Source organism: Streptomyces sp. NPDC005017 (assembly GCF_042873115.1).
Classification (GTDB): domain Bacteria; phylum Actinomycetota; class Actinomycetes; order Streptomycetales; family Streptomycetaceae; genus Streptomyces.
In genome coordinates this window covers 221,921-245,214 of the sequence record NZ_JBIALD010000010.1, presented here as the reverse complement: position 1 = coordinate 245,214, position 23,294 = coordinate 221,921, and the positions used below count along the sequence as shown (strand labels likewise).

The 23,294-nt window shown below is 74.1% G+C and carries 22 protein-coding genes; 10 read left to right on the top strand and 12 right to left on the bottom strand.

What is annotated here, in order from left to right; all coding sequences use genetic code 11:
* Positions 1-158: 158 nt before the first annotated feature.
* Positions 159-2,522: a PQQ-binding-like beta-propeller repeat protein gene (locus tag ACFYR0_RS18015; protein ID WP_389328351.1), complete on the bottom strand. Its 2,364-nt coding sequence runs from the start codon at positions 2,520-2,522 to the stop codon at positions 159-161.
* Positions 2,523-2,712: 190 nt separating this feature from the next.
* Positions 2,713-3,435 (bottom strand): VOC family protein, encoded by a 723-nt coding sequence (locus tag ACFYR0_RS18010; protein WP_389328348.1) that lies wholly within the window; start codon positions 3,433-3,435, stop codon positions 2,713-2,715.
* Between the two features lie 133 nt (positions 3,436-3,568).
* On the opposite strand from ACFYR0_RS18010, the gene ACFYR0_RS18005 reads away from it, so the two are divergent.
* Positions 3,569-4,204 (top strand): TetR family transcriptional regulator, encoded by a 636-nt coding sequence (locus ACFYR0_RS18005; RefSeq protein WP_386377845.1) that lies wholly within the window; start codon positions 3,569-3,571, stop codon positions 4,202-4,204.
* Positions 4,205-4,321: 117 nt separating this feature from the next.
* Here the strand turns inward: ACFYR0_RS18005 and ACFYR0_RS18000 are convergent, their stop codons facing one another.
* Positions 4,322-4,774 (bottom strand): Lrp/AsnC family transcriptional regulator, encoded by a 453-nt coding sequence (locus ACFYR0_RS18000; RefSeq protein ID WP_386377613.1) that lies wholly within the window; start codon positions 4,772-4,774, stop codon positions 4,322-4,324.
* A gap of 82 nt (positions 4,775-4,856) precedes the next feature.
* Here ACFYR0_RS18000 and ACFYR0_RS17995 point away from each other — a divergent pair, with 82 nt between their 5' ends.
* Entirely contained in the window at positions 4,857-5,474 is a 618-nt protein-coding gene (locus tag ACFYR0_RS17995; RefSeq protein ID WP_389328345.1) for a LysE family translocator, read from the top strand.
* A gap of 27 nt (positions 5,475-5,501) precedes the next feature.
* Here ACFYR0_RS17995 and ACFYR0_RS17990 read toward each other — a convergent pair whose 3' ends face one another.
* Both ACFYR0_RS17990 and ACFYR0_RS17985 read right to left on the bottom strand, forming a co-directional pair.
* Positions 5,502-5,987, bottom strand: a complete 486-nt coding sequence (locus tag ACFYR0_RS17990) for a nitroreductase family deazaflavin-dependent oxidoreductase (protein ID WP_389328342.1) — start codon at positions 5,985-5,987, stop codon at positions 5,502-5,504.
* Entirely contained in the window at positions 5,984-7,204 is a 1,221-nt protein-coding gene (locus tag ACFYR0_RS17985) for an acyl-CoA dehydrogenase family protein (RefSeq protein WP_389328339.1), read from the bottom strand. The genes ACFYR0_RS17990 and ACFYR0_RS17985 overlap by 4 nt, the downstream gene beginning before the upstream one ends.
* A gap of 107 nt (positions 7,205-7,311) precedes the next feature.
* Between ACFYR0_RS17985 and ACFYR0_RS17980 the strand changes: the two genes are divergently transcribed.
* Both ACFYR0_RS17980 and ACFYR0_RS17975 read left to right on the top strand, forming a co-directional pair.
* Positions 7,312-8,475, top strand: coding sequence for an acetyl-CoA acetyltransferase (locus tag ACFYR0_RS17980; protein WP_389328336.1), 1,164 nt, complete (start codon positions 7,312-7,314; stop codon positions 8,473-8,475).
* Positions 8,476-8,624: 149 nt separating this feature from the next.
* Positions 8,625-9,290 (top strand): pyridoxal 5'-phosphate synthase, encoded by a 666-nt coding sequence (locus tag ACFYR0_RS17975; protein WP_389328333.1) that lies wholly within the window; start codon positions 8,625-8,627, stop codon positions 9,288-9,290.
* On the opposite strand, the gene ACFYR0_RS17970 is transcribed toward ACFYR0_RS17975, so the two are convergent.
* From ACFYR0_RS17970 to ACFYR0_RS17960, 3 genes are read right to left on the bottom strand one after another with little or no spacing between them, the layout of a single operon-like run.
* The gene (locus ACFYR0_RS17970; protein ID WP_389328330.1) at positions 9,268-9,879 is read right to left on the bottom strand and encodes a GNAT family N-acetyltransferase; all 612 of its coding nucleotides are present in this window, start codon (positions 9,877-9,879) and stop codon (positions 9,268-9,270) included. The two genes, ACFYR0_RS17975 and ACFYR0_RS17970, sit on opposite strands and share 23 nt — an antisense overlap.
* A 30-nt stretch (positions 9,880-9,909) precedes the next feature.
* On the bottom strand, positions 9,910-10,311 hold the full coding sequence (locus ACFYR0_RS17965; protein WP_389328327.1) for a Zn-ribbon domain-containing OB-fold protein: 402 nt from the start codon (positions 10,309-10,311) through the stop codon (positions 9,910-9,912).
* Positions 10,299-10,751 carry a DoxX family protein gene (locus tag ACFYR0_RS17960; protein ID WP_389328324.1) on the bottom strand — a complete coding sequence of 151 codons (453 nt, stop codon included), beginning with the start codon at positions 10,749-10,751 and terminating at the stop codon, positions 10,299-10,301. Before ACFYR0_RS17960 ends, ACFYR0_RS17965 begins: the two co-directional genes overlap by 13 nt.
* Before the next feature lie 240 nt (positions 10,752-10,991).
* Between ACFYR0_RS17960 and ACFYR0_RS17955 the strand changes: the two genes are divergently transcribed.
* From ACFYR0_RS17955 to ACFYR0_RS17940, 4 genes are all read left to right on the top strand, one after another.
* Positions 10,992-12,191 (top strand): flavin-containing monooxygenase, encoded by a 1,200-nt coding sequence (locus ACFYR0_RS17955; protein WP_389328321.1) that lies wholly within the window; start codon positions 10,992-10,994, stop codon positions 12,189-12,191.
* A 240-nt stretch (positions 12,192-12,431) separates the two neighbouring features.
* Positions 12,432-14,654: an acetate--CoA ligase family protein gene (locus ACFYR0_RS17950; protein WP_389328318.1), complete on the top strand. Its 2,223-nt coding sequence runs from the start codon at positions 12,432-12,434 to the stop codon at positions 14,652-14,654.
* 7 nt (positions 14,655-14,661) lie between these two features.
* Positions 14,662-15,588 carry an enoyl-CoA hydratase/isomerase family protein gene (locus tag ACFYR0_RS17945; protein ID WP_389328315.1) on the top strand — a complete coding sequence of 309 codons (927 nt, stop codon included), beginning with the start codon at positions 14,662-14,664 and terminating at the stop codon, positions 15,586-15,588.
* Positions 15,589-15,661: 73 nt separating this feature from the next.
* On the top strand, positions 15,662-16,273 hold the full coding sequence (locus ACFYR0_RS17940; RefSeq protein WP_389328312.1) for a flavin reductase family protein: 612 nt from the start codon (positions 15,662-15,664) through the stop codon (positions 16,271-16,273).
* A 33-nt stretch (positions 16,274-16,306) separates the two neighbouring features.
* Here ACFYR0_RS17940 and ACFYR0_RS17935 read toward each other — a convergent pair whose 3' ends face one another.
* A complete protein-coding gene (locus ACFYR0_RS17935; RefSeq protein WP_389328472.1) occupies positions 16,307-17,584 on the bottom strand; it encodes an MFS transporter in 1,278 nt (425 codons plus the stop codon).
* A gap of 254 nt (positions 17,585-17,838) precedes the next feature.
* On the opposite strand from ACFYR0_RS17935, the gene ACFYR0_RS17930 reads away from it, so the two are divergent.
* Positions 17,839-18,954: a GlxA family transcriptional regulator gene (locus tag ACFYR0_RS17930; protein WP_389328309.1), complete on the top strand. Its 1,116-nt coding sequence runs from the start codon at positions 17,839-17,841 to the stop codon at positions 18,952-18,954.
* 114 nt (positions 18,955-19,068) lie between these two features.
* Here the strand turns inward: ACFYR0_RS17930 and ACFYR0_RS17925 are convergent, their stop codons facing one another.
* Genes ACFYR0_RS17925 through ACFYR0_RS17915 form a run of 3 tightly spaced genes read right to left on the bottom strand, consistent with a single transcriptional unit; the run spans position 19,069 to position 22,224 of the window.
* A complete protein-coding gene (locus ACFYR0_RS17925) occupies positions 19,069-20,118 on the bottom strand; it encodes an alcohol dehydrogenase catalytic domain-containing protein (RefSeq protein WP_389328306.1) in 1,050 nt (349 codons plus the stop codon).
* Between the two features lie 13 nt (positions 20,119-20,131).
* Entirely contained in the window at positions 20,132-21,268 is a 1,137-nt protein-coding gene (locus ACFYR0_RS17920) for an acyl-CoA dehydrogenase family protein (RefSeq protein ID WP_389328303.1), read from the bottom strand.
* A gap of 32 nt (positions 21,269-21,300) precedes the next feature.
* Positions 21,301-22,224: an SDR family oxidoreductase gene (locus ACFYR0_RS17915; protein WP_389328300.1), complete on the bottom strand. Its 924-nt coding sequence runs from the start codon at positions 22,222-22,224 to the stop codon at positions 21,301-21,303.
* A gap of 84 nt (positions 22,225-22,308) precedes the next feature.
* Between ACFYR0_RS17915 and ACFYR0_RS17910 the strand changes: the two genes are divergently transcribed.
* A complete protein-coding gene (locus ACFYR0_RS17910) occupies positions 22,309-23,235 on the top strand; it encodes a cyclase family protein (RefSeq protein ID WP_389328297.1) in 927 nt (308 codons plus the stop codon).
* The last annotated feature ends 59 nt before the right edge of the window (positions 23,236-23,294 follow it).

Genomic DNA, 23,294 nt, shown 5'->3' with positions numbered 1-23,294 from the left:
CTGTGAGAGCGGCGAGGAGACCGGCGCGGGCCTCAGCGGTGAGGTGACCGGCGTCCGCCACCCGCCCTCCCGAGCGACGGCCGCCGTCTGGACCCCCTTCCGTGCCCCGGGACGACGGCCGTCCCGTAACCGGAGCGGCCGTCGGCGGTGCGCGCGGGTCAGCTGGTCCGTGCCGTGCCCGTGCCCTTCTCCGCGTCCAGCGCGTACACGCAGCGGTCCTTGCTGCACGCGTACACGATGCCGTCCTTGACCACCGGCGAGCCGGTGATCTCGCCGCCCGTGGCCAGCTTCCAGCGCAGACGGCCGTCGTCGGCCTTCAGGGTGTAGAGCAGGTGGTCGGTGGAGCCGAAGTGGATACGGCCCTCGGCGACCGAGGGCGCGCCGACGATGTCGCCGCCCGCCTGGAAGCGCCACTTCGGGGTGCCGGTGACGGCGTCCAGGGTGTAGAGGCCGTTGCCGCTGCCGACGTGGACGTGTCCGGCGGCCACCAGTACCGGCTCGATGGAGGCCCGGCTCTCGGTGGCGATGCGCCAGCGGTCGCGGCCGTCGGTGGCGTCGAGGGCGTAGACCGTGCCGAGGTAGTCGGCGAGGTACACGCCGCCGCCGGTGACGGCGGGGCCGGGGGCGTAGGCGGGCGGGCAGAGGAAGACGGCGGGCGCCTCGAAGTGCCACTTGACGTGCCCCGCGGCGATGTCGATGGCGAGGACGCGGGTGCCCGCGCTGACGTAGACGTAGCCGTCGGGGGCCGGGGTGAGCCGGACGGGGACGCCGCCGCAGGAGGCCGCGTCACCGATGGGGTACGACCAGCGCTCGTCGCCGGTACGGGCGTCCAGGGCGCGCAGCCGGGCGTCCTGCCAGACGTAGACGGTGCCGTCGTGGACGGCGGGGCCGGCCTCCGGGGACTCGAAGTCGGTCTGGGCGCCGGTGATCTCCCAGAGCTTCTGGCCGCCCGCCGCCTCCCAGGCCTGGACGCCGCCGCCTCGGGTGCCGGTGACGACGGTGCCCCGGTCGGCCTTGAGCGAGTACACCCAGGCGTCCGTCTGCAGGCGCCACAGGTCCGCGCCCTCCCTCGCGTCCAGCGCGAAGAGGGTGGGGCCGTCGGAGGCGTGGACACGGCCGTCCGCGACCGCCATGGACCAGGCGACGTCACGGGTCTTGAAGCGGCGGCGGCCGGTGGCCACGTCGAGGGCGTGCACCTCGAAGGAGGTGACGTAGACGAGGTCGTCGGCGACGGCCGGGGTGCCCCAGACGTCGTTGGACATGCGGAAGCGCCAGGGGCGCCAGGAGCCGGGGACCTCGGGGACCGGGACCGGCGGCTGCGCCGGGGAGGTGTCGGCGCCGTTGACGCCGGGCCGCGGCTTGGACCACGCGGCCACCAGGCCCGCCTCGGGCGGGGGCGCCTTCACGGCGGCGGCACGGCCGTCGGCCACGCGCGGGCCCGGCCCGATCGGCACGGACCCGCCGGCCAGGTGGACGGGACCGGTGCCCGGGGCGCCCACGGGGGCCGTGGCCCCGACGGGCGCGACGGCGGGGGCGGGCGGGTGGTGCGGCGGGGGCGGTACGGCGGGCAGGCCCGGGTGGCGCCCTCCGGTGCTGCGGCCGCCGCCCGCGGGCCTGGGCGCGAGACGGCCGCCGCGGCGGGTCTCGATCATCGCGACGGCCTTCTCCGGCAGCCAGGCCGAGGCGGTGCCGCTGTCGTCGGAGCCGGAGCCGAACAGATGCGGGGCGAGCTGGGCCTGGAGGTCGGCCGGGGTGGGTCTGGCCGAGGCCTCCATCTGCATACAGGACTCGATCAGGGGCCGCAGCTCGTCGGGCAGACCGTCCAGGTCGGGGCCCTCGCGCAGCAGCATGAACACCGTCTCGACCGGGTTGGCGCCGTGGTAGGGCGGGTGGCCGGTGGCGGCGAAGACCAGGGTGGAGCCGAGCGAGAAGACGTCGCTGGCGCCCGTGACGCTGCGGGAGTCCTTGGCCTGCTCGGGCGACATGTAGGCGGGCGTGCCGACCGCCACGTTGGTCATCGTCAAACGGGTGTTCGAGACGCCGGACGCGATACCGAAGTCGATCACCCGGGGGCCGTCCTCGACCACGAGGACGTTGGAGGGCTTGAGGTCGCGGTGGACCAGCCCGGCGCCGTGGATGGACTGGAGGGCCTCGGCGACACCCGCGGCGAGCCAGCGCACGGCCTGGGCCGGAAGCGGCCCGCAGTCGTTCACTATCTCCTCGAGGGAGGGCGCGGGGACATAGGCCGTGGCCAGCCAGGGCACCGCCGCGCGGGGATCGGCGTCGACCACGGCCGCCGTGTAGAAGCCGGATACCGCGCGGGCGGCCTCCACCTCGCGCGTGAAGCGGACGCGGAAGAGCTGGTCCTCGGCGAGTTCCGTACGGACCGTCTTGATCGCCACCCGCCGGCCCGACGCCGAGCGCGCGAGATAGACCAGCCCCATGCCGCCGGCCCCCAGCCGTCCCAGCACCTCGAACGGCCCGATCCGCCGCGGATCGTGCTGCGTCAGCTGATCCACCACTTGCCTGCCACCTCCCCGTACGGGCCGTGCGCCCCACTTGTGCGCACGACCCCGTGCAGCGTCTCACCACCGCACCGCCATGGCGGCACGCACCCCGATTCTTCCTGGCCGAGGCCCCGGTTGCGAACCGGGTGAGAATCGGGGTGTCAGCGGACAAACGGGGGCGAAAATCCTTCGACGGGCCTCCTGATCAGCGCTCCAGCACGGCGAAGGACGCCCCCTGGTCGTCGGCGACCACCCCCACTGTGCCGTACGAGGTGGCGAACGGTCCCGCCTGGACGCGTCCGCCGAGCCGGTTCACCTCCGCGAGGGCCCTCTCGCAGTCCTCGACCCGGAAGTGGGCGAGGAAGTGCGGGGGCATCTCGGCCGCGAAGACGTCGGTGACCGGTGCCCGCCCGAAGTCGGGCTCGGCGTCCGGCCCGAACAGCGCGTCGTGGAAGAGGCCGCCGTAGAAGTCGTTGGCGCCGGCGGTGTCCCGGGCGTACAGCTCGGCCCAGACGAAACTGCCCGGCGCGTGCCGCAGGCCGAAGCCGGTGTGGGTGCCGGGCTCCCAGATGCCGAACACCGCGCCCTCGGGGTCGGCGGCGAGCGCGACCGTGCCCAGCTCCCCCATGGGCATCGGCACCGCCACCACCTGGCCACCCGTCTCCCGCACGCGCCGGGCCAGCACCTCGGCGGCCGGGGTGGCGAAGTACACCGTCCAGACGGTGGGCATCCGCCCGTCCGCCTTGTGAGCCAGCGCGGCGACCGGCTCGCCGTCCTTCAGGGCCCGCACACTGCCCCGGTACCAGTCCTCGTACGACCACCCGAAGAGCTCACCGTAGAACCGTTTCCCCGCTTCCAGGTCGGGAAGCTGGGCGTCCACCCAGCAGGGGATGCCCTCCGTGACCCGCGATGCCCTGTTTTCGGCCATACAAGAAACGTAACGGCCGCTCACGCAACGCGCAGACCAGCACACCTGCCGCGGAACCCCCGCGCACCCCATTTGCAGTCGGCCGAATCGCGCTCCGATCACCCCTCGGTAAGCTGACGGCATGACAGGACAAGTGCGTACCGTCGACGGCCGCGTTGCCGGTCGGCGCGGGCAGGCGACGCGGCAGAAGCTGCTCGACTGCCTCAGCGAGATGCTCAGCTCGTCTCCGTACCGGGACGTCAAGGTCATCGATGTCGCCCGGAAGGCGGGCACTTCGCCCGCGACCTTCTATCAGTACTTCCCGGACGTCGAAGGTGCCGTCCTGGAGATCGCCGACCAAATGGCCGCCGAGGGCGCCGGGTTGACGGAACTGCTGGAGGGCCGCAGCTGGGTCGGCAAGGCCGGCTGGCAGACCGCGCAGGAACTCGTCGACGGATTCCTGGAGTTCTGGCGGAAGAACGACGCGATCCTGCGCGTGGTCGATCTAGGCGCGGCCGAGGGCGACAAGCGCTTCTACAAGCTCCGCATGAAGATCCTGAACTCGGTGAACAACTCCCTCGCGGAAGCCGTCACCGAACTCCAGTCCAAGGGCAGGGTCGACAAGGACGTCAACCCGGCCGCCGTCGCCGGCTCCCTGGTGGCCATGCTCGCCGCCGTCGCCTCGCACCAGAAGGGCTTCACCTCCTGGGGCGTGAAGCAGGCCGAACTCAAGCCGAATCTGGCCCTGTTGGTCTACCTGGGCGTCACGGGCAAGAAGCCCACGAAGTAACCCCGCCGCAATTCCCCACCGTCTTGTCAAGCGCCCCGAAAGGGGCGCGGGGAAGTGCCGCACGTGACTCCGCCGCGTGAGCGCGAGCAACCGAGGGCGACTCCCGAAAGCCACCGCCTACGCGGGCAACGGCCGATCCTTCACCACGTGCTTCATCACCAGCGTCGACGTAAGCCGCTGCACCCCCGGCAAAGTGGCCAGCCTCTCGTCGTAGAGCCTCTGGAACGCCGCAAGGTCCGCGGTGGCGACCCGCAGCAGATAGTCCGGCTCGCCGAACAGCCGCTGGGCGTCCAGCACATGCTCGACCTCGGTGAGCGCCCGCTCGAACTCGACGACGGTGTCCCGGTCCTCCTGCCGCATGGACACGAACACCAGCGCCTCGAAGCTGAGCCCCACCGCCGCCGGCTCCACCACCGCGCGGTATCCGCTGATCGCCCCCGACCGCTCCAGCTCCCGCAGCCGGCGGTGGCACGGCGACACGCTCAGCCGCACCCGCCCGGCCAGCTCGGTCACGGTCAGCCGCCCGTCCTGCTGAAGCTCGGCAAGAATTTTCCGGTCCACGTCGTCCATGGGGTAGATCTTCCCTCACTGTGCGAGAGGACGGGCAAACTTCAGGAACACTTTCGGGCCAATCCGGCATAGCGTTCCCGGCATGGACTCGGGTTCCCTCCTCTCCTTCCTCGCGATCGACCTGCTGCTGGTGTGCGTGCCGGGCGCCGACTGGGCGTACGCCATCTCCGCCGGGCTGCGCGGCCGCTCGGTGGCGGCCGCGGTCGGCGGCCTGGTCTCGGGCTACGCGCTGCACACCGTGCTCGCGGCGGCCGGCCTCGCCGTACTGGTCGCGGGCTCCCCGGTCCTGCTCACCGCGCTCACCGTCGCCGGCGCCTGCTACCTGGTGTGGCTGGGCTGGGGCGTGCTGCGCCGCCCGGCGGTGCCCGGGGCCGGCGAGGAGCCGGTGCGCGGCGGGGGCGCGGGCGTCTTCCTGCGCGGGGCCACGATCAGCGGCCTGAACCCCAAGGGCCTGCTGCTCTACCTCTCCGTCCTGCCGCAGTTCCTCACCGTCGACGGCGGGCACCTCCCGGTGCCGGTGCAGACCGCCGCGCTCGGCCTGCTGCACATGGCGTGCTGCGCCGCGGTCTACCTCTCCGTCGGCGTCCTGGCCCGCGCGGTGCTGCGCGCCCGCCCCGCCGCCGCCCGCGCGGTCACCCGCACCTCGGGGGCGGCGATGCTGGGCATCGGCACGTTCCTGCTGGTCCAGCACGCGCTCTGACCCGGCCACGGCCCCGACCCGGCACCACTACGACGGTGGCCTCCGTACGATCCTGAAGATCCGGATCTCGCGCTCCACCCGCGCCTGGTACGTGGCGTACGGCGGCCAGAACGCCAGCACCGCCCGCCAGGCCCCGTCCCGCTCCGGCCCGGTCAGCAGCCGGGCCGTGACGGGGATGTCCCGGCCCTGCCAGCTGACCTCGGCGTCCGGGTGGGCCAGGAGGTTCGCGGTCCAGGCGGGGTGGCCGGCGCGGCCGAAGTTGGAGCCGACCAGCAGCCAGCTGCGGCCGGGTTCCTCCGGCATGCAGGCCAGCGGGGTGCGCCGGGGCAGCCCGCTGCGGGCGCCGGTGACGGTGAGCACCACGCCGGGCAGCAGCTGGGCGCTGAGCAGCACCTTTCCCCTGGTCAGCCGATGCACGGCCCGGTCCAGGGCCGGGATGACGTGCGGGGCGACGCGGGCGAAGCCGCGGGTGGACGACACCTTCTGCACGAACCGCACTCCGAGGCCGCTCACACCGTCACCTCCTGACGCGTACGGTCGAACAGCCCGGCCGTCTCGGCGGCGCGGGCCCGCAGCCGATGGACGGGCCCGAAGAGGAGCGCGTCGCCGGCCGCCCGCTTGAAGTAGAGGTGGGCGTCGTGCTCCCAGGTGAACCCGAGGCCCCCGTGGAACTGGATCGCCTCGGCGGCGGCGAGCCGCAGCGCGTCGAGGGCGTGGGCGAGGGCGAGGGCGGCGGCGCCGTCCGCCGCCGGGGCCGGCCCGTCATCCGCCCCCTCCGGTCCGGCCGCCGCCCAGGCCGCGTAGTACGCCGCCGACCGGGCCGCCTCGAGGTGGACATGGACGTCGGCCAGCCGGTGCTGGAGCGCCTGGAAGGAGCCGATCGGCCGCCCGAACTGCTCGCGCCGCCGCACGTGTCCGACGGTGAGCTCCAGCGCCCGCCCGGCCGCCCCCACCGCCTCGCAGGCGAGGAAGGCGGCGGCGCCCGCGCCGACCGGGGCCAGCGCCCCGGGCACGTCCACCGTGTCGTCCTCTCCCAGCAACTCGGCTTCCACGTCCCGCAGTTGCAGCAGCCCGCACGGCCTGGTCGCGTCCAGCGCGGTCTGCCGTACGCGGGTCAGGCCCGGGGCGTCGCCGGGGACGAGGAAGAGGAGTGTGCGGGAGCGGGCGTAGCCGCCGGTGTGGGCGGGGACGAGGAGCAGGCCCGCGCTGTGCCCGTCGAGGACCTGGCCGCTCTCGCCGTACAGCCGCCAGCCGCCCCGCTCGCGGCGGGCCTGTACGCCGCCCGCGCGGCCGTCGCCCGACCAGGGCCCGGTGTTGTCGCCGGTGAGCGCGAGGGCGGTGGCGAGGGCCGTGCCGGGTGCGGCCAGGGCGGCGGTGAGGGTGCCGTCGGCGAGCGCCGGGAGGAGCCGGGCGCGCTGGGCGTCGGTGCCGAGGGCGAGCAGCGCGGGGGCGGCCAGGACGGTGGTGGCCAGCAGGGGCGAGGGGGTGAGGGCACGGCCGGTCTCCTCGCCGGCGAGGGCGAGGTCCGTCGCGGTGCCGCCGACACCGCCGTAGGTGGGGGCGAGGGCGAGTCCGGGCAGGCCGAGCCGTCCGGCGAGCGCGGCCCACAGGCCCGGGTCGTGACCGCCGGGCAGGTCGACGGCCTCGCGGACCGGTACGGGGTGTCCGTCGAGCAGGTCCCGCAGGGTGCGGCGGATCCCGTCCTGCTCGGGCGTGAAGGCGACGTCCATGGGCGACCTCCGGAACTGACGGGCCGTCATATTAGGGCGCCCGGCCCGGGATGCGAAGGGGTCGGACGCCTCGACCGGGCAACGGATCTGACGTACCGTCAGTTCTCATGGGTCATCGTGATGCGGCCGTCGTCGGCGTCGCCCTCTCCTCCTGCGGCCGGGTGGACGACGCCACCCCGTACGCCCTGCACGCCGAGGCCGCCCGGCGCGCGCTGGCGGACTCGGGGCTGGACCGGTCGGTCGTCGACGGGTTCGCCTCGGCGGGCACCGGCCTGCTGGCGCCCGTGGAGGTCGCCGACCATCTGGGCCTGCGGCCCACCTGGGTGGACTCCACCTCGGTGGGCGGCGCGACCTGGGAGGTGATGGCCGCCCACGCGGCCGACGCCATCGCGGCCGGGCACGCCCGCGCGGTCCTGCTGGTCTACGGCTCCACCGCGCGGGCCGACGTCCGCGCGGGCCGCCGCACCGGCGAGGTCTCCTTCGGCACCCGCGGCCCCGCCCAGTTCGAGACGCCGTACGGCATCACACTGATCGCCAAGTACGCGATGGCGGCCCGCCGCCACATGACCGAGTACGGCACGACGGTCGAGCAGCTCGCCGAGGTGGCGGTCCAGGCCCGCGCGAACGCGGCGCTGAACCCGGACGCCCTGCACCGCACACCGCTGACCGTCGACGAGGTGCTGTCCGCGCCGGTGATCGCCGACCCCTTCACCAAGCCGCACTGCTGTCTGCGCTCCGACGGCGGGGCGGCGGTGCTGCTCGCGGCCCCGGAGTACGTGCGCGACTGCCGGACCCGCCCGGTGTGGGTGCTCGGCACCGGCGAGCACGTCTCCCACTCCGCGCTCTCCTCCTGGCCCGACTTCACGGTCTCCCCGGCGGCGGTGAGCGGTCCGCTGGCCTTCGCGCGGGCCGGGGTGCGGCCGTCGGACATCGACCTCGCCGAGATCTACGACGCCTTCACCTACATGACCTTGGTGACCCTGGAGGACCTCGGTTTCTGCGCCAAGGGCGAGGGCGGGGACTTCGTGTCGGAGGGGCGGCTGACAGTGGCCGGCGCGCTTCCGGTCAACACCGACGGCGGCGGCCTCTCGGCCCAGCACCCGGGGATGCGCGGCCTGTTCCTGCTGGTCGAGGCGGTACGGCAGCTGCGCGGCGAGGCGGAGGCACGTCAGGTCCGCCGCGCGGACGGCTCGCTGCCGGAGCTGGCGGTGGCGTCGGGGACGGGGGGCTGGTTCTGCTCCTCGGGGACGGTGGTGCTGGGCAGGGGGTGAACGGCGCCCGACGCCCGGTTCTGCTCCTCGGGGACGGTGGTGCTGGGCAGGGGGTGAGCGGCGCCCGGCGCCCGGTTCTGCTCCTCGGGGACGGTGGTGCTGGGCAGGGGGTGAGCGGCGCCCGGCGCCCGCACGGCCATACTCGGCCCATGGCACAGGACCTCCACGAACTCCTCCGGTCGCTGCGGGTGTGGGCCCCCGGCGTCACGGAACTGCGGCCCTTCGACCCCGACGCGGCCCCCGCCGAGCCGCTGGCCCTCTTCACCGGGTGGCTCGCGGAGGCGGCCGCCGCCGGGCAGCCCGAGCCGCACACGATGAGCCTCGCCACCACGGGCGAGGACGGCCTGCCCGACGTACGCACCGTGATGCTGCACGGCGCCGACGCAGACGGCTGGGCCTTCGCCACCCACGACACCAGCCGCAAGGGCCGCCAGCTCGCCGCCCGCCCGTACGCCGCCCTCGGCTTCTACTGGCCCGTCCACGGCCGCCAGATCCGGCTGCGCGGCCCCGTGGAGCAGGCCCCGCCCGGCGCCGCCCGCGCCGATCTGCACGCCCGGACCACCGGCGCCCTGGCCGCGGCCCTCACCGGGCACCAGAGCGAGCCGCTGCCCTCGCTGGAGACCCTGAACCGGGCCTCGGAGGCCGCCTGGGACCTGGCCCGCACCGCCCCGGAGACCGAGGTGCCCTCCTGGACCCTCTACCGCATGCGCCCCGACGAGGCCGAGTTCTTCCAGGGCGACGAACGGCGCCGCCATGTCCGCCTGGCCTACCGCCGGGAGGGCGGGGGCTGGGTCAAGGGGCTGCTGTGGCCGTGACCTCCGGGTCGGTGGCGAGACGGGCGTGGAGGTGGACGTCGCGGTAGGTCGAGCGGCGTTCGTCCTCCCACATCGCACCGCGCAGGGTGCCCTCGGCGGGGAAGCCGCAGCGCTCGGCCGTGCGGCAGGACACGTCGTGGCCCAGCGCGTGACCGAGTTCGAGCCGGTGCAGTCCGAGGTCGGTCAGGGCCCAGTGGCCGGCCAGGAGCAGGGCGCGGGTGGCCACGCCGCGGCCGCGGGCCTCGGGCAGGACCCAGTAGCCCACGCGGGCGGTGCTCATCAGGCGGTCGATCATGTTGACGCCGATCTGGCCGAGCGTCGTCCCGCTCTCCGCGTCCACGACACGGAAGGTGACGTCGGCGCCGTCCGCCGCCCGCTCGGCCTTCGCCCGCAGCGAGGCCCGCGCGGCGGCCAGGTCCTCCACCTGCCGCAGGGGCGTGTTCCAGCGCCGGAACTCCGGGTCGGTCAGCCCGCGCAGCCAGGCCTCCGCGTCCGCCGGGGAATCGGCGTCCCAGGGCAGCAGCCGCAGGCCGTGGCCGGACAACTCGGGGACGGGGCTGGTCAGGGAGGGCTCGTGTGTCGACGTCATCCGCCCATTCAAGGTCATCCGCCCATACGATCAAGGTCTGGCCCCCGGCGTCCCGAACACCGGCACCCCGTCCCTGAAGCCCGCCTCCAGCTCCATCCCCGCCCGCGGCGCCCCGGCCGCGTCGCCCACGAGCTCCGTCGCCATCCGCGGCCCCTCGGCGAGGTCGACCACGGCCACCACATAGGGCGTGCGCTCCCGGAAGGGCGCCAGGTCGTTGCGGTGCACCACCGACCAGGAGTAGAGCGTGGCCCGGCCGCTCGCCTCCTCCCAGGTCACGTCCTCGCTCCAGCAGTACGGGCAGAACTCCCGCGGATGGTGGTGCGCCCGCCCGCAGTCCCGGCATCTGCGCAGCAGCAGGGCGCCCCGGGCCGCCGCCTCCCAGTAGGGGCGGGAGAACGGGTCGGTGTCGGGTGCCCCGCTCACCGGAACCACCCGAGCGCGCTGTCCAGCGACCAGGTCTGCCACGACATCCCGAACAGGCCCACCACCGAGATCAGCCCCATCATCGAGTTCTGCCCCTGCTCGGCCCAGTCGTGGATCATGAGCACGAAGTAGACGGCGTTCAGCAGCAGCCCGCCGACCAGCGCCACCGGCGTCAGCAGTCCCGATATCAGCCCCAGGCCGAGGGCCAGTTCGGCGTAGGCGACGACGTACGCCGTCAGCCTCGGGCGCGGCGCGACCACGGTCCGGAACCCCGACCGCACCGCGCCCCAGCGGTGCCCGGCCGCGACCCCGGCGGCCCACTCGATGCCGCTCTCCCGCTCGAACCACGCCTTCTTGTCCTTGTGCCGCCAGCTCTCCAGCCACCACAGGCCGAGCCCGATACGCAGCACCGCGAGCCACTCCGCACCGCTGAGCCAGATCGTGTCCATGGCCGCCGCTCCCGTCGATGCGCCGCCGAAGAATGGATCTGACGGTACGTCAGATATGGAGGGGCGGGAAGACGCGGGAAGCGGCGGGAAGGCACGGGAGGACCGGTCCTCGCGAGAGCCCCACGGGGCCGCCCTCCATCCGCGCGCCTCTCACGCGACCACCCCACTCGTGACCATTCCGCAACCAATTCCGGTCTTGACCGAGACCCATCAACCCTGACTGTCATTACGCTCGCGGACATGTCCGACTCCACTGCGTCCGCACCCCCCGTGGCGAACCCCGCCGAACGTCCCGTTTACGTCGTCGGCGCCGGCCCCGGCGGGCTCGCCGTCGCGCACGCGCTGCGCGCCCGGGGCCTGCGCGCCGTCGTACTGGAGAAGTCCGACGCGGTCGGCTCGTCCTGGCGCGGCCACTACGACCGGCTGCACCTGCACACCACCCGGCGGCTGTCCGCCCTGCCCGGCCTGGCCATGCCCCGCAGGTTCGGGCGGTGGGTGTCACGGGACGACGTGGTGCGCTACCTGGAGAAGTACGCCGAGCACCACGGCCTGGAGATCGTGACCGGTGTCGAGGTCTCCCGGATCGAACCCTCCCCGGACGGCGACGGCTGGCTGCTGCACGCCACGGGCGGGCGGCGGCTCGACGGCGCCGCCGTGGTCGTGGCCACCGGCTACAACCACACCCCCCTCGTCCCCGACTGGCCGGGCCGCGACGCCTACCCCGGCGAGTTCCTGCACGCCTCCCGCTACCGCAACGCCGAGCCCTTCGCCGGCCGTGACGTCCTCGTCGTCGGCGCCGGCAACACCGGCGCCGAGATCGCCGTCGACCTGGTCGAGGGCGGCGCCAAGCGGGTCCGGCTCGCGGTGCGCACGACCCCGCACATCGTCCGCCGCTCCACGGCCGGCTGGGCCGCCCAGTACACCGGCGTCCTCGTCCGCCGGCTGCCCGTGGGCCTGGTCGACACGCTCGCCCGGCCGCTGGCCCGGGTGAGCGTCCCCGACCTCGCCGCCCACGGCCTGCCCCGCCCCGGCAGCGGGCTCTACAGCCGGGTCGGCGAGGGCGCGATCCCCGTCCAGGACGTCGGCCTGATCGACGCCGTGCGCGCGGGCCGGGTGGAGGTGGTCGCCGCGGTCGACGCCTTCGAGGGCGAGGAGGTCCTCCTCGCCGACGGCACCCGCGTCGCCCCCGACGCCGTCGTCGCGGCGACCGGCTACACCCGCGCCCTGGAGAGCCTGGTCGGCCATCTGGACGTCCTCGACCCTCGCGGCAGGCCCGTCGTCCACGGCGCCCGCAGCCCCCGCGACGCCCCCGGCCTGTACTTCACCGGCTTCACCAACCCCATCAGCGGCATGCTGCGCGAACTCGCCCTCGACGCCGAGAAGATCGCCAAGAGGATCGCCAGGCGCGCCGGGTCGGGGGTGTCGCGGCTGGCCGGGTGACCGAGGGCCTCCGGGCGCCGCCGCCCGGCTCCCCGTCCACCCCGCCCTCCGGGCGACGACGCGAGGGCGGCCGGGTCCCCTGCGGCCCTCCGGATTGCGACGCGAGAACAGCCGGGGCCCCAGACGCCGGGCCGGACTTCACAATCTTTGTCCGCACGGGCAGTTCCTGACGTTGTGTCAATTCAGTAATCTGACAGAGCGTCAGTTACTGGAGCTGTCACGACAGGAGCGGGCGGACAGATGCTTGGATCAACCCACGGCACCCTCACCACCGACTCCCGCCGGGCCCGGGTCGTCGCGTGCGGCGAGCACCGGCCCGGCCCGGCCGTCCACGGCCGACCGGCTGACGAGCTCGACGTCAGCGGGCGTCCGCTGCACGCCGGAGTACCCGACCTCGACCGGCTGTTCCGGCCCGGGTCCGTCGCCGTGATCGGCGCGTCGGACACCGAGGGGCGCCCGAACACCGGTGTCACCCGGCAGCTGCTGTCCTGGGCCGAGCGGATGGGGGCCCGGCTGCACCCGGTCCACCCCGCTCGCACCTGCGTCTTCGGGATTCCCTGCCTCCCTTCCGTCGCCGACCTGCCCGAGCAGGTCGATCTGGCCGTGCTGCTGGTCGCCGACCCCCTGCCGGTGATCGAGGAACTCGCCGAGGCCAAGGCGAGGTTCGCGGTCGTCTTCGCCTCCGGCTTCGCCGAGACCGGTGTGCGGGGAGCCGCCGCGCAGGCCCGGCTGTCGGCCGCCGTCGCCCGGTCCGGGCTGCGGCTGCTCGGACCGAACACCAACCTCAACGCCTTCGAGCGGTTCCGCGAGGACCTCGACGGTCCGGCGATCGCGCTCGTCACCCAGTCCGGCCACCAGGGACGGCCCGTCTTCGCCCTCCAGGAGCTGGGCGTACGGCTCTCGCACTGGGCGCCGACCGGCAACGAGGCCGACCTGGAGACCGCCGACTTCGTCTCCTACTTCGCCGAGCGGCCCGAGGTCGGCGCGATCGCCGCCTATGTGGAGGGCCTGAAGGACGGCCGCGCCTTCCTGCTGGCCGCCGACCGGGCCGCCCGGCGGGGCGTGCCGGTGGTCGCGGTCAAGGTGGGCCGCACGGAGACCGGCGCCCGCACGGCCGCTTCCCACACCGGCAAGCTGACCGGCGCGGACGACGTGGTCGACGCGGCGATGCGGCAGTTCGGCGTGATCCGCGTCGACGGGCTCGACGAACTCCAGGACACTGCGGCCCTGCTCGCCCGCGCCCGGCCCCCGCGCGCCGACGGGCTCGCGGTCTATTCGATCTCGGGCGGCACGGGCGCGCACGTCGCCGACCTCGCGACCGGACTCGGACTGCGGATACCGCGGCTGTCCGAGCGGAAGCAGGCCGAACTGCACCAGTGGATACCCGGCTATCTGAACGTGGCCAACCCCGTCGACAACGGCGGGCATCCGGTGGGCGACGAACGCGGCCGGAAGATCATCGACGCACTGCTGGCCGACCCCGAGGTGGGGGTGCTGGTCTGCCCGGTCACCGGGCCCTTCCCGCCGCTGAGCGACCGGCTCGTACGCGACCTGGTGGACGCCGCGGAGCACACGGACAAGCTCGTCTGTGTGGTGTGGGGGTCGCCGGTGGGCACCGAGCCGGCCTATCGCGAGGTGCTGCTCGGCTCCTCCCGGGTCGCCACCTTCCGCACGGTGGGCAACTGCCTGTCCGCCGTCCGCGCCTACCTCCGCCATCACGCGTTCGTGCGCGACTACCGCTCCCCCTTCGACGAGGCGCCGCGCACGCCGTCCCCCTCGTACCGCAAAGCGCGTGAACTGCTGCAGAACAGAGGCCAGTTGAGCGAGCACGCGGCCAAGCAGCTGCTGCGCGCCTACGGCATCCGGGTGCCGCGCGAGCAGCTGGTGACCAGTGCGGCGGCGGCCGTACGCGCGGCCGGGCTGGTGGGCTACCCGGTGGTGATGAAGGCCTCCGGCGCGCGGATCGCGCACAAGAGCGAGCTGGGCCTGGTGAAGGTCGGACTGACCTCGGCCGCGCAGGTCCGCGACACCTACCGCGAACTGACCGACATCGCCCGCTACGAGGGGGTCGAGCTGGACGGGGTGCTGGTCTGCCAGATGGTCGAGCAGGGCGTGGAGATGGTGGTCGGCGTCTCGCACGACGAGCTGTTCGGGCCGACCGTGACCGTGGGGCTGGGCGGGGTGCTGGTGGAGGTCCTGCGGGACACGGCCGTCCGGGTGCCGCCCTTCGGCGAGGAGCAGGCCCGCGACATGCTCGGTGAACTTCGGGGGCGGGCTCTGCTGGACGGGGTGCGGGGCAGACCCCCGGCCGACGTGGACGCCCTCGTCGAGGTGGTCCTCCGGGTGCAGCGCATGGCGCTGGAACTGGGCGACGACCTCGCCGAGCTGGACGTCAACCCGCTGATGGTGCTGCCCCGGGGCCACGGCGCGGTGGCGCTGGACGCGTTGGCGGTGTGTCGCTGAGATGAGCATGGACGATTTCCCCCGATCGCCGGAAAGATCCGCTGAATCATGGATACGGCACACCACTGACAATCAGGTCGCCCACCTGACCCTCAACCGCCCCGAAGCCCTCAACGCCATCACCCCCGGCCTGCGCGAACTCCTCGTCCTGCGGCTCGCGCAGGCCTCCGCCGACCCGGAGGTGAGGGCGGTGGTGATCACCGGAGCGGGGCGGGGGTTCTGCGCGGGGGCGGATCTGCGGGGCGGCGGAGCGGGAGCCGACCGACGGGACGGGCCACAGGGCGGCACGCCGGGCCCGGGGCAGCAGGACAGCACGCCGGGCTCCGGGCAGCAGGGCGTCGGCGGGGAACGGGCCGCCGACGGGGAACGGATCGCCGGGGACGTCGCACGCACCCTGCGCCTCGGCGCCCAGCGGCTCGTCGCCGCCGTCCTCGACTGCGAGAAGCCGGTCGTCGCCGCCGTGAACGGTGTCGCGGCGGGCCTCGGCGCCCATCTGGCCCTCGCCTGCGATCTGGTCCTGGCCGCCGAATCGGCCCGTTTCGTCGAGGTGTTCGTCCGCCGCGGCCTCGTCCCCGACGCGGGTGGCGCCTATCTGCTGCCCAGGCTGGTCGGACCGCACCGGGCGAAGGAACTGATGTTCTTCGGCGACGCCCTCACGGCGGCCGACGCCGAACGGCTGGGTCTGGTCAACCGGGTCGTGCCGGACGCCGAGCTCGCCGTCACCGCCCGGGAGTGGGCCGGCCGTCTCGCCGAGGGCCCGACGCGCGCCCTCGCCCTGACCAAGCAGCTCGTCAACGCCTCCCTCGACAGCGACCGCGCCACCGCCTTCGCCGCGGAAGCCGCCGCGCAGGAGATCAACATGACGACCTCCGACGCCCGAGAGGGGCTGGAGAGCTTCGCGCGGCGCAGGACGCCGAAGTTCACGGGGCGCTGAACGCCGTACCGCCCCCGAATGTGCCCGAAGCGGGCTTCCTATCTGACACCGCGTCAGGTTCACTGTCCGTGTGATGGGAACCGCAGGGATGGCGGCCGCCGCCGTCCGCTACCTCAGGTCGTCCGGCCCCGCCGCGCCACACCCCGTGGAGGCGCTGCCCCGGCCGGAGTTGCGCTGCGTGGGCGCCGACGAACGGGCACCCGTGGACCAGGGCGTGTTCCGGCGGGTGCTCGGGAACTTCGCGACCGGCGTGGCCGTCGTCACGGCACCGGCGGCCGCGGACGAGGCCTCTCCCGCGGGCTTCGCCTGCCAGTCCTTCTCCTCGCTGTCCCTCGAGCCGCCGCTGGTCGCCTTCATGGTCGGCCGCGCGTCGACGACCTGGCCGCGGATCGCCCGCGCGGGCGCCTTCTGTGTGAACGTGCTGGCCGCCGGCCAGGGCGAGCTGTGCCGTGGCTTCGCGGTCAGCGGCGGCGACAAGTTCGCGGGGGTGGCGTACGACGCCGCGCCCGTCTCCGGCGCGCCCCGGCTGACGGGCACGGTGGCCTGGATCGACTGCACGATCCACGCCGTCCACACCGGCGGTGACCATCTGATCGTGGTCGGGCGGGTCGACGCCCTCGGCGCGGCCGGGGCGGGCGAGCCCCTGCTCTTCCACCGGGGCCGGTTCGCCCGGCTGGAGAACTGAGCTCCACGCCGGACCGTCAGGCGGCCGGGACCGTCAGGCCAGGGCCGGCACCCCGGCCGGCCGGCGCCGGATCACCAGCACCATCAGCGCGGCCGCCGCGCACAGCGCGCCCGAGGCGATCCACACGACGTCGTAGGAGCCGAAGACGTCCCGGGCGACTCCGCCGGCGAAGGCGACCACCGCCGCGCCGATCTGGTGCGAGGCCAGCACCCAGCCGAAGACGATCGCGCTGTCCTCGCCGTAGTGCTCGCGGCACAGGGCGATGGTCGGGGGCACGGTGGCGACCCAGTCCAGGCCGTAGAAGACGATGAAGAACAGCATCGGCGGGTGGACGTTCGGCGCCATCAGCATCGGCAGGAACAGCAGCGAGACGCCGCGCAGGGCGTAGTACACGGCGAGCAGACGGCGGGCCTCGAAGCGGTCGGTGAACCAGCCGGAGGCCACCGTGCCGATGACGTCGAAGACCCCGATGACGGCGAGCAGCGAGGCCGCAGCGGTGACCGGCATGCCGTGGTCGTGGGCGGCGGGGACGAAGTGGGTCTGGATCAGGCCGTTGGTGGAGGCGCCGCAGATCGCGAAGGAGCCGGCGAGCAGCCAGAAGGGCCCGGTGCGCGCGGCCGAGGACAGCACCTTCACCGCACGGCTCGCGGCGCCCTGGACCGGGGCGGGCCTGGGCACGAACTCCTCGGCGCCGTACGGCCGCAGACCCACGTCGGCCGGGTGGTCGCGCAGCAGCAGCCAGACGAAGGGCACCACGGCGAGGGCGGCGAGCGCGACGGTGACGGCGGCCGGGCGCCAGTCGTGGCGGGTGACGATCCAGGACAGCACCGGCAGGAAGATCAGCTGGCCGGACGCGGAGGCGGCGGTGAGGATGCCGGTGACCAGCCCGCGCCGCTCGGCGAACCAGCGGTTGGTGACGGTCGCGGCGAACGCCAGCGCCATGGAGCCGGTGCCGAGGCCGACCAGCAGGCCCCAGCAGAGCAGCAGTTGCCAGGGCGCGGTCATCCACACGGTGAGGCCCGAGCCGAGGGCGATCATCGTGAGGGCGGCGGCGACCACCCTGCGGATGCCGAAGCGGTCCATGAGCGCCGCGGCGAACGGCGCGGTCAGCCCGTACAGCGCGAGGTTGACGGAGACGGCGGCGCCGACCGTGCCGCGCGACCAGCCGAACTCCTCGTTCAGCGGGTCGAACATCAGTCCGGGGAGGGTCCGGAAGGCGGCGGCGCCGAGGATCGTCACGAAGGTGACGGCGGCGACGAACCAGGCACGGTGGACGCGCCGACGGCCACGGACGGCCTTCGGCCCCGGCACGGCGTCCGCGACGGTCTCGCTCGTCCGGCCGTCGCCTGCCCGGACCTCGCCTGCCCGGCCTCCGTTCGGCCGACCCTCACTCGTCAGGCTCTCGTTCGGCCAGCCCTCGCTCGCCCAGCCCTCGCTCGTCCGGCCCTCGCTCGTCCGGCCCTCGCTCGTCCGGCCCTGGTTCGTCTTGCTCACGACACACAGCCTCGGCGATCCGGCCAGACGCATCGAGTGGCCCGAAGGACAGCATTCGTTAGAATCGGGCCATGAGCAGTGAGCCGGAGTTCCGCCCCCACCGCGTCGTCGTCCTGGCCCTGGACGGACTGCTCCCCTTCGAGCTGGGCATCCCGCACCGCATCTTCGGCCGCCCCAAGGACGCCCGGGGCCGGCATCTTTACGAGGTGATCACCTGCTCGGTGCGCCCGCCGGGCCCGGTGGAGACCGACGCCGACTTCGCCGTCCAGGTCGGCCACGGCCCGGAGGCCCTGGCCACCGCCGACACCGTGATCGTCCCGGCCTCCTACGAGCTGGGCCCGGTCTTCGAGCAGGGCACCCTGACCGAGGAGCTGCGGGCGGCGCTCGCCCTGGTGCGCCCGGGCGCCCGGCTCGCCTCCATCTGCACGGGCGTGTACGTACTGGCCGCCGCCGGCTACCTCGACGGCCGCCCCGCGACCACGCACTGGGCCGACGCCGAGCACTTCCGGCGGACCTTCCCGCAGGTCGACCTGGACCCCGACGTGCTGTTCATCGACGACGGGGACGTGCTGACCTCGGCGGGCGTCGCGGCCGGGATCGACCTGTGCCTGCACATGGTCCGCCGCGACCACGGCACGGCCGTCGCCAACGAGGTGGCCCGCCGTACGGTCGTCCCGCCGCACCGCGACGGCGGGCAGGCGCAGTACATCGAGCGGCCGGTGCCCGACCTCCGGCAGGCCACCACCACGACGGCCCGCGCCTGGGCGCTCGGCCGGCTGCACGAACCGATCCAGCTGCGGGACATGGCCGCGCAGGAGTCGATGTCGGTACGGACCTTCACCCGCCGGTTCCGCGAGGAGACGGGCGTCAGCCCGGGCCAGTGGCTCACCCAGCAGCGCGTCGAACGGGCCCGGCATCTGCTGGAGTCCACCGGTCTGTCCGTGGACCGGATCGCCCGCGACGCCGGTTTCGGCGCCGCCCAGTCGATGCGCCAGCACCTTCAGGCGGCCCTCGGCGTCACCCCGACCGCGTACCGCCGCACCTTCCGGGTCACCGACCGCGAGGACGGGTCCCTGCCGGAGGACGAAAGCCTGCCGGAGGACGGGACCCTGCCCGAGGGCAGCGGCCTGCCAGAGGACAGCGGCCTGCCCGAGAGCGGGACGCACGCGACGACGGCACGCACCTGACGACGGCGCGCACGTGAGAACGTGACGAGTTTCCCCCCGCCTGTGGACAACTCTCGGCCAGAGGGCCGCCGGCACCCCAGATCCGACCGGGCGGCCGCAAAACCCTCAGAACCCTCAGAACGTCAGCACCGCCCTGGCCACCCTCCCCGCCCGGGCGTCCTGCGCCGCCTTGCCGAAGTCCTCCACGGGGTACGTCCGCGTCACCAGCTCGTCCAGCATCAGCCGCCCGGCCCGGTACAGCTCGGCGTACCGGGCGATGTCCCGCTGCGGCCGCGAGGAGCCGTAGCGGCAGCCGAGGACCGACTTGTCCAGGTAGAGGGAGGAGACGCGGAAGGACGCCTCGGCCGTGGCGGGCGGGACGCCGAGCAGGACCGCCTGGCCGTGCCGGTCGAGCAGGTCCACGGCCCGGCGGATCAGCTCGACCCGGCCCACACACTCGAACACGTGGTCGGCCCCGGTCGGCAGCACCCCGGCCACGTCGTCGGCGGAGGTGAAGAAGTCGGTCGCGCCGAACCGCCGGGCGGCCTCCGCCTTGTCCGGGTCGGCGTCGACGGCCACGATCCGCGAGGCCCCGGCGAGTCGGGCGCCCTGGACGACATTGAGCCCGACCCCGCCCGCGCCGATCACCACGACCCGGTCCCCCGCCTCGACCCGGGCCCGGTTGAGCACCGCCCCGACCCCGGTGAGCACCGCGCAGCCCATGAGCGCGGCGGACGGCATGGGGACGTCCTCCGGCAGCCGCACCGCCTGCACGGCCTTGACCAGGGTCCGTTCGGCGAAGGCGGAGTTGGAGGCGAACTGGAACAGCGGCTCCCCCGCCCTCGTGAAGGGCCGTCCCGGGCGCCCGATGGACTGCCGGCACATGGTCGGCCGGCCCCGGTCGCACTCGGCGCAGGCCCCGCAGCCGGCCAGCGTGGACAGGGCCACCCGGTCGCCGGGCGCGACATGGGTGACGCCCGCGCCGACCCCTTCCACCACCCCGGCGCCCTCGTGCCCGAGCACCACCGGCACGGGGAAGGGGATCGTGCCGTCCAGGACCGACAGGTCGCTGTGGCACAGCCCCGCCGCCGACACGGCCACCAGCACCTCGCCCGGCCCCGGGTCCCGCACCTGGAGGTCGTCCACGACCTCGGCCCGCCTGCCGTCGAACACCACACCACGCATCCCGGCCACTCCCCTATCCCCTGGGTCCCCTGGGCAGTCCGAGCACCCGCTCGGCGATGATCGTGCGCTGGATCTGGTCCGAGCCGCCGTAGATCGTGTCGGCACGGGAGAACAGGAACAGATGCTGATCGGCGTCGAGTTCGTACGGCCGCCCGGCGGACCACACGACGGGCCCGGCTCCCGCCGAGGCGCCCCGCGCCAGCACGGCCAGCTCCCCCAGCCGCTGATGCCAGGAGGCCCACAGCAGCTTCGCCGTGCTGGGGCCGCTCGTGCCGCCGAGCGTGCGCAGCGCGTGCCAGCGCATGACGCGCAGATCGGCCCACTGCCGTACGAGACGACTCCGTACGACGGGATCGTCGGCGGTGCCGTTCTCCACGGCGGTGCGCACCACCCGGTCCAGCTCGGCGGCGAACCCGACCTGCTGGGCGAGCGTCGACACGCCCCGCTCGACGCCGAGCAGGGTCATGGCGACCCGCCATCCGGCGCCCTCGCCGCCGAGGACGTGCTCCGCGCGGGCGTACGCGCCGTCGAAGAACACCTCGTTGAAGTCGCTGGTCCCGGTGGCCTGGCGGATCGGGCGCACCTCCACGCGTCCCGGCTGGTCCATGGGCACCAGCAGCAGGCTCAGCCCGTGGTGGCGCCGGGAGCCGGGGTCGGTGCGGGCGAGCACGAAGCACCAGTCGGCCTCGTGGGCGAGCGAGGTCCAGATCTTCTGCCCGGTGATCCGGTAGGTCCCGTCGGCCGCGCGCTCGGCCCGGGTGCGCACCCCGGCCAGGTCCGACCCGGCCTCCGGTTCGCTGTACCCCTGGCACCACAGCTCGTGGCCGGCCGCGACCGGGGGCAGGAAGCGGGCCTTCTGCTCCTCGGTGCCATGGGCGAGGAGCGTCGGGGCGAGCAGGTTCTCCCCGATGTGCCCGGAGCGCGGGGGCGCGCCGGAGCGGGCGTACTCCTCCGCCCAGACGACCTGCCGGGTGAGGCAGGCCGGCCGGTTGCCGTACCCGCCCTCGGCCCAGCCGATCCCGATCCACCCGGCCTCGCCGAGCGTACGTTCCCAGGCGCGCCGGTCCGTCGCGGCCCCGGCGTGCGCGGCCAGCCACGAGCGGGCCCCGGCACGGAACTCCTCGTCCTCGGCGGCAAACCCGAAGTCCATCGGCTCTCCTCGACTTCCGCGGACGTGTGCCCCTACGGCACCTGGCGCGCCCCGGCGTTGGGCCGGTCCCCGGCCGCCGCGGCCCGCTCCATGGCGGCGACCTTCTCCAGCAGCGGCATCGGATCGACCCCGACGGTCCCCGGCAGCAGCTCGGCGATCCGCTCGGGCGTCCAGGGGCCCTGCGCGTAGGCGGCCCGCAGTTCGCGCGGCTGCGCCCACACCGCGATCTTCGGCCCGGCGACCGTGTACACCTGCCCGGTGATCTCCCGCGCCCGCTCGGACAGCAGGTAGACCACGAGCGCGGCCACGTCCTCCGGCTCCCCGATCTCGGCGAGTTCCACGGGGACGTTCGCCGACATGCGGGTGCGGGCGACGGGTGCCACGGCGTTGGCGGTCACCCCGTACTTGTGCAGCCCCAGGGCCGCGCTGCGGACCAGGGAGATGACACCGCCCTTGGCGGCGCTGTAGTTGGCCTGGGAGACGGACCCCTGGTGGTTGCCGCTGGTGAAGCCGAGCAGGGTGCCGGCGCGCTGCCGGCGCATCACCGCCGAGGCGGCCCGGAACACGGTGAACGTGCCCTTGAGATGGGTGGCGAGGACGGGGTCCCACTCCTCCTCGGACATGTTGAACAGCATCCGTTCGCGCAGGATGCCGGCGACGCAGACCACCCCGTCGAGGCGTCCGTACGCCGACAGCGCGGTGTCGACGACGCGTTGCCCGCCGGCCATCGTGGAGACGTCGTCCGCGACGGCGACGGCCTCGCCGCCCGCGGCCTCGATCTCCTTGACGACGGTGCCGGCCGTCTCGCTCGTGGGTGAGGTGCCGTCGACGGAGACGCCGTAGTCGTTGACCACGACCCGGGCGCCCTCGGCGGCCGCGGCCCGTGCCACCGCCCGGCCGATACCCCGTCCGGCCCCGGTCACCGCGACGACCCTGCCGCTCAAGAAGTTCCCCACGCCGGCCCCTTCCCGCGGTTTCTGACGGACCGTTAGATTCTAAGTCCCGACGGACGGGCGGGGACAAGCCCCGGGGAGGCACCGATGGCACTGCCGGCCGAGTTCCACGAGATCGCCAAGAGGGTGAACAACTGGGGCCGCTGGGGGGCTGACGACGAGATCGGCACCCTGAACCTGGTCACCGACGAGGTGGTGCGCGAGGCGGCGGCCCGCGTGCGCACCGGGCGCCGCGTCCCGCTCGCGCTGCCGCTCAGGCAGGACGGTGTGCAGACGGGCATGATCCCGGGCCGGATCGATCCGCTGCACGCGATGGTGCAGGTCAATCAGGAGCTGTTCGGGCCGGGGACGGTGGCGTGCAGCGACGACGTGGTGACGATGGGCCTTCAGGCGGGCACCCACTGGGACGCGCTGCCCCATGTCTCGCACTCCGGCCGCCTCTACAACGGCCGCCCGGCCGGCACCATCACCGCGCACGGCGGCGCCGCCTTCGCGGGCATCGACAAGGTGCGCCATCTCGTCTCGCGCGGGGTGCTGCTGGACGTGGCACGTGCGCGTGGCGTCGAACGGCTGGACGGCGGTCACGCGGTCACCCCCGAGGACCTGGAGGCGGCCGAGGAGTTCGCGGGCGTACGGGTGCGCGCCGGTGACGTGGTGCTGGTGCGCACGGGGCAGATCCGGGTGCTGCTGGCCGGGGACCGGCAGGGATACGCGTATCCGTCGCCGGGGCTGTCGGTGCGTACGCCCGAGTGGTTCCACGCGCGTGACGTGGCCGCGGTCGCGAACGACACCCTGACGTTCGAGATCTTCCCGCCCGAGATCGAGGACCTGTGGCTGCCCGTGCACGCCCTGCATCTGGTGGAGATGGGCATGCTCCAGGGCCAGAACTGGAATCTGGAGGAGTTGTCCACAGCCTGTGGAGAAACGGGCCGCCACGACTTCCTGCTGTCGGCGACACCCGAACCCTTCACCGGCGCGACGGGAACCCCCGTGGCACCGGTGGCCGTTCTCTGACCCGGGGGCCCGCCCGACCCCTGGGGACCGTCGCCCCAGGGCACGCTCCCGACTCCCTC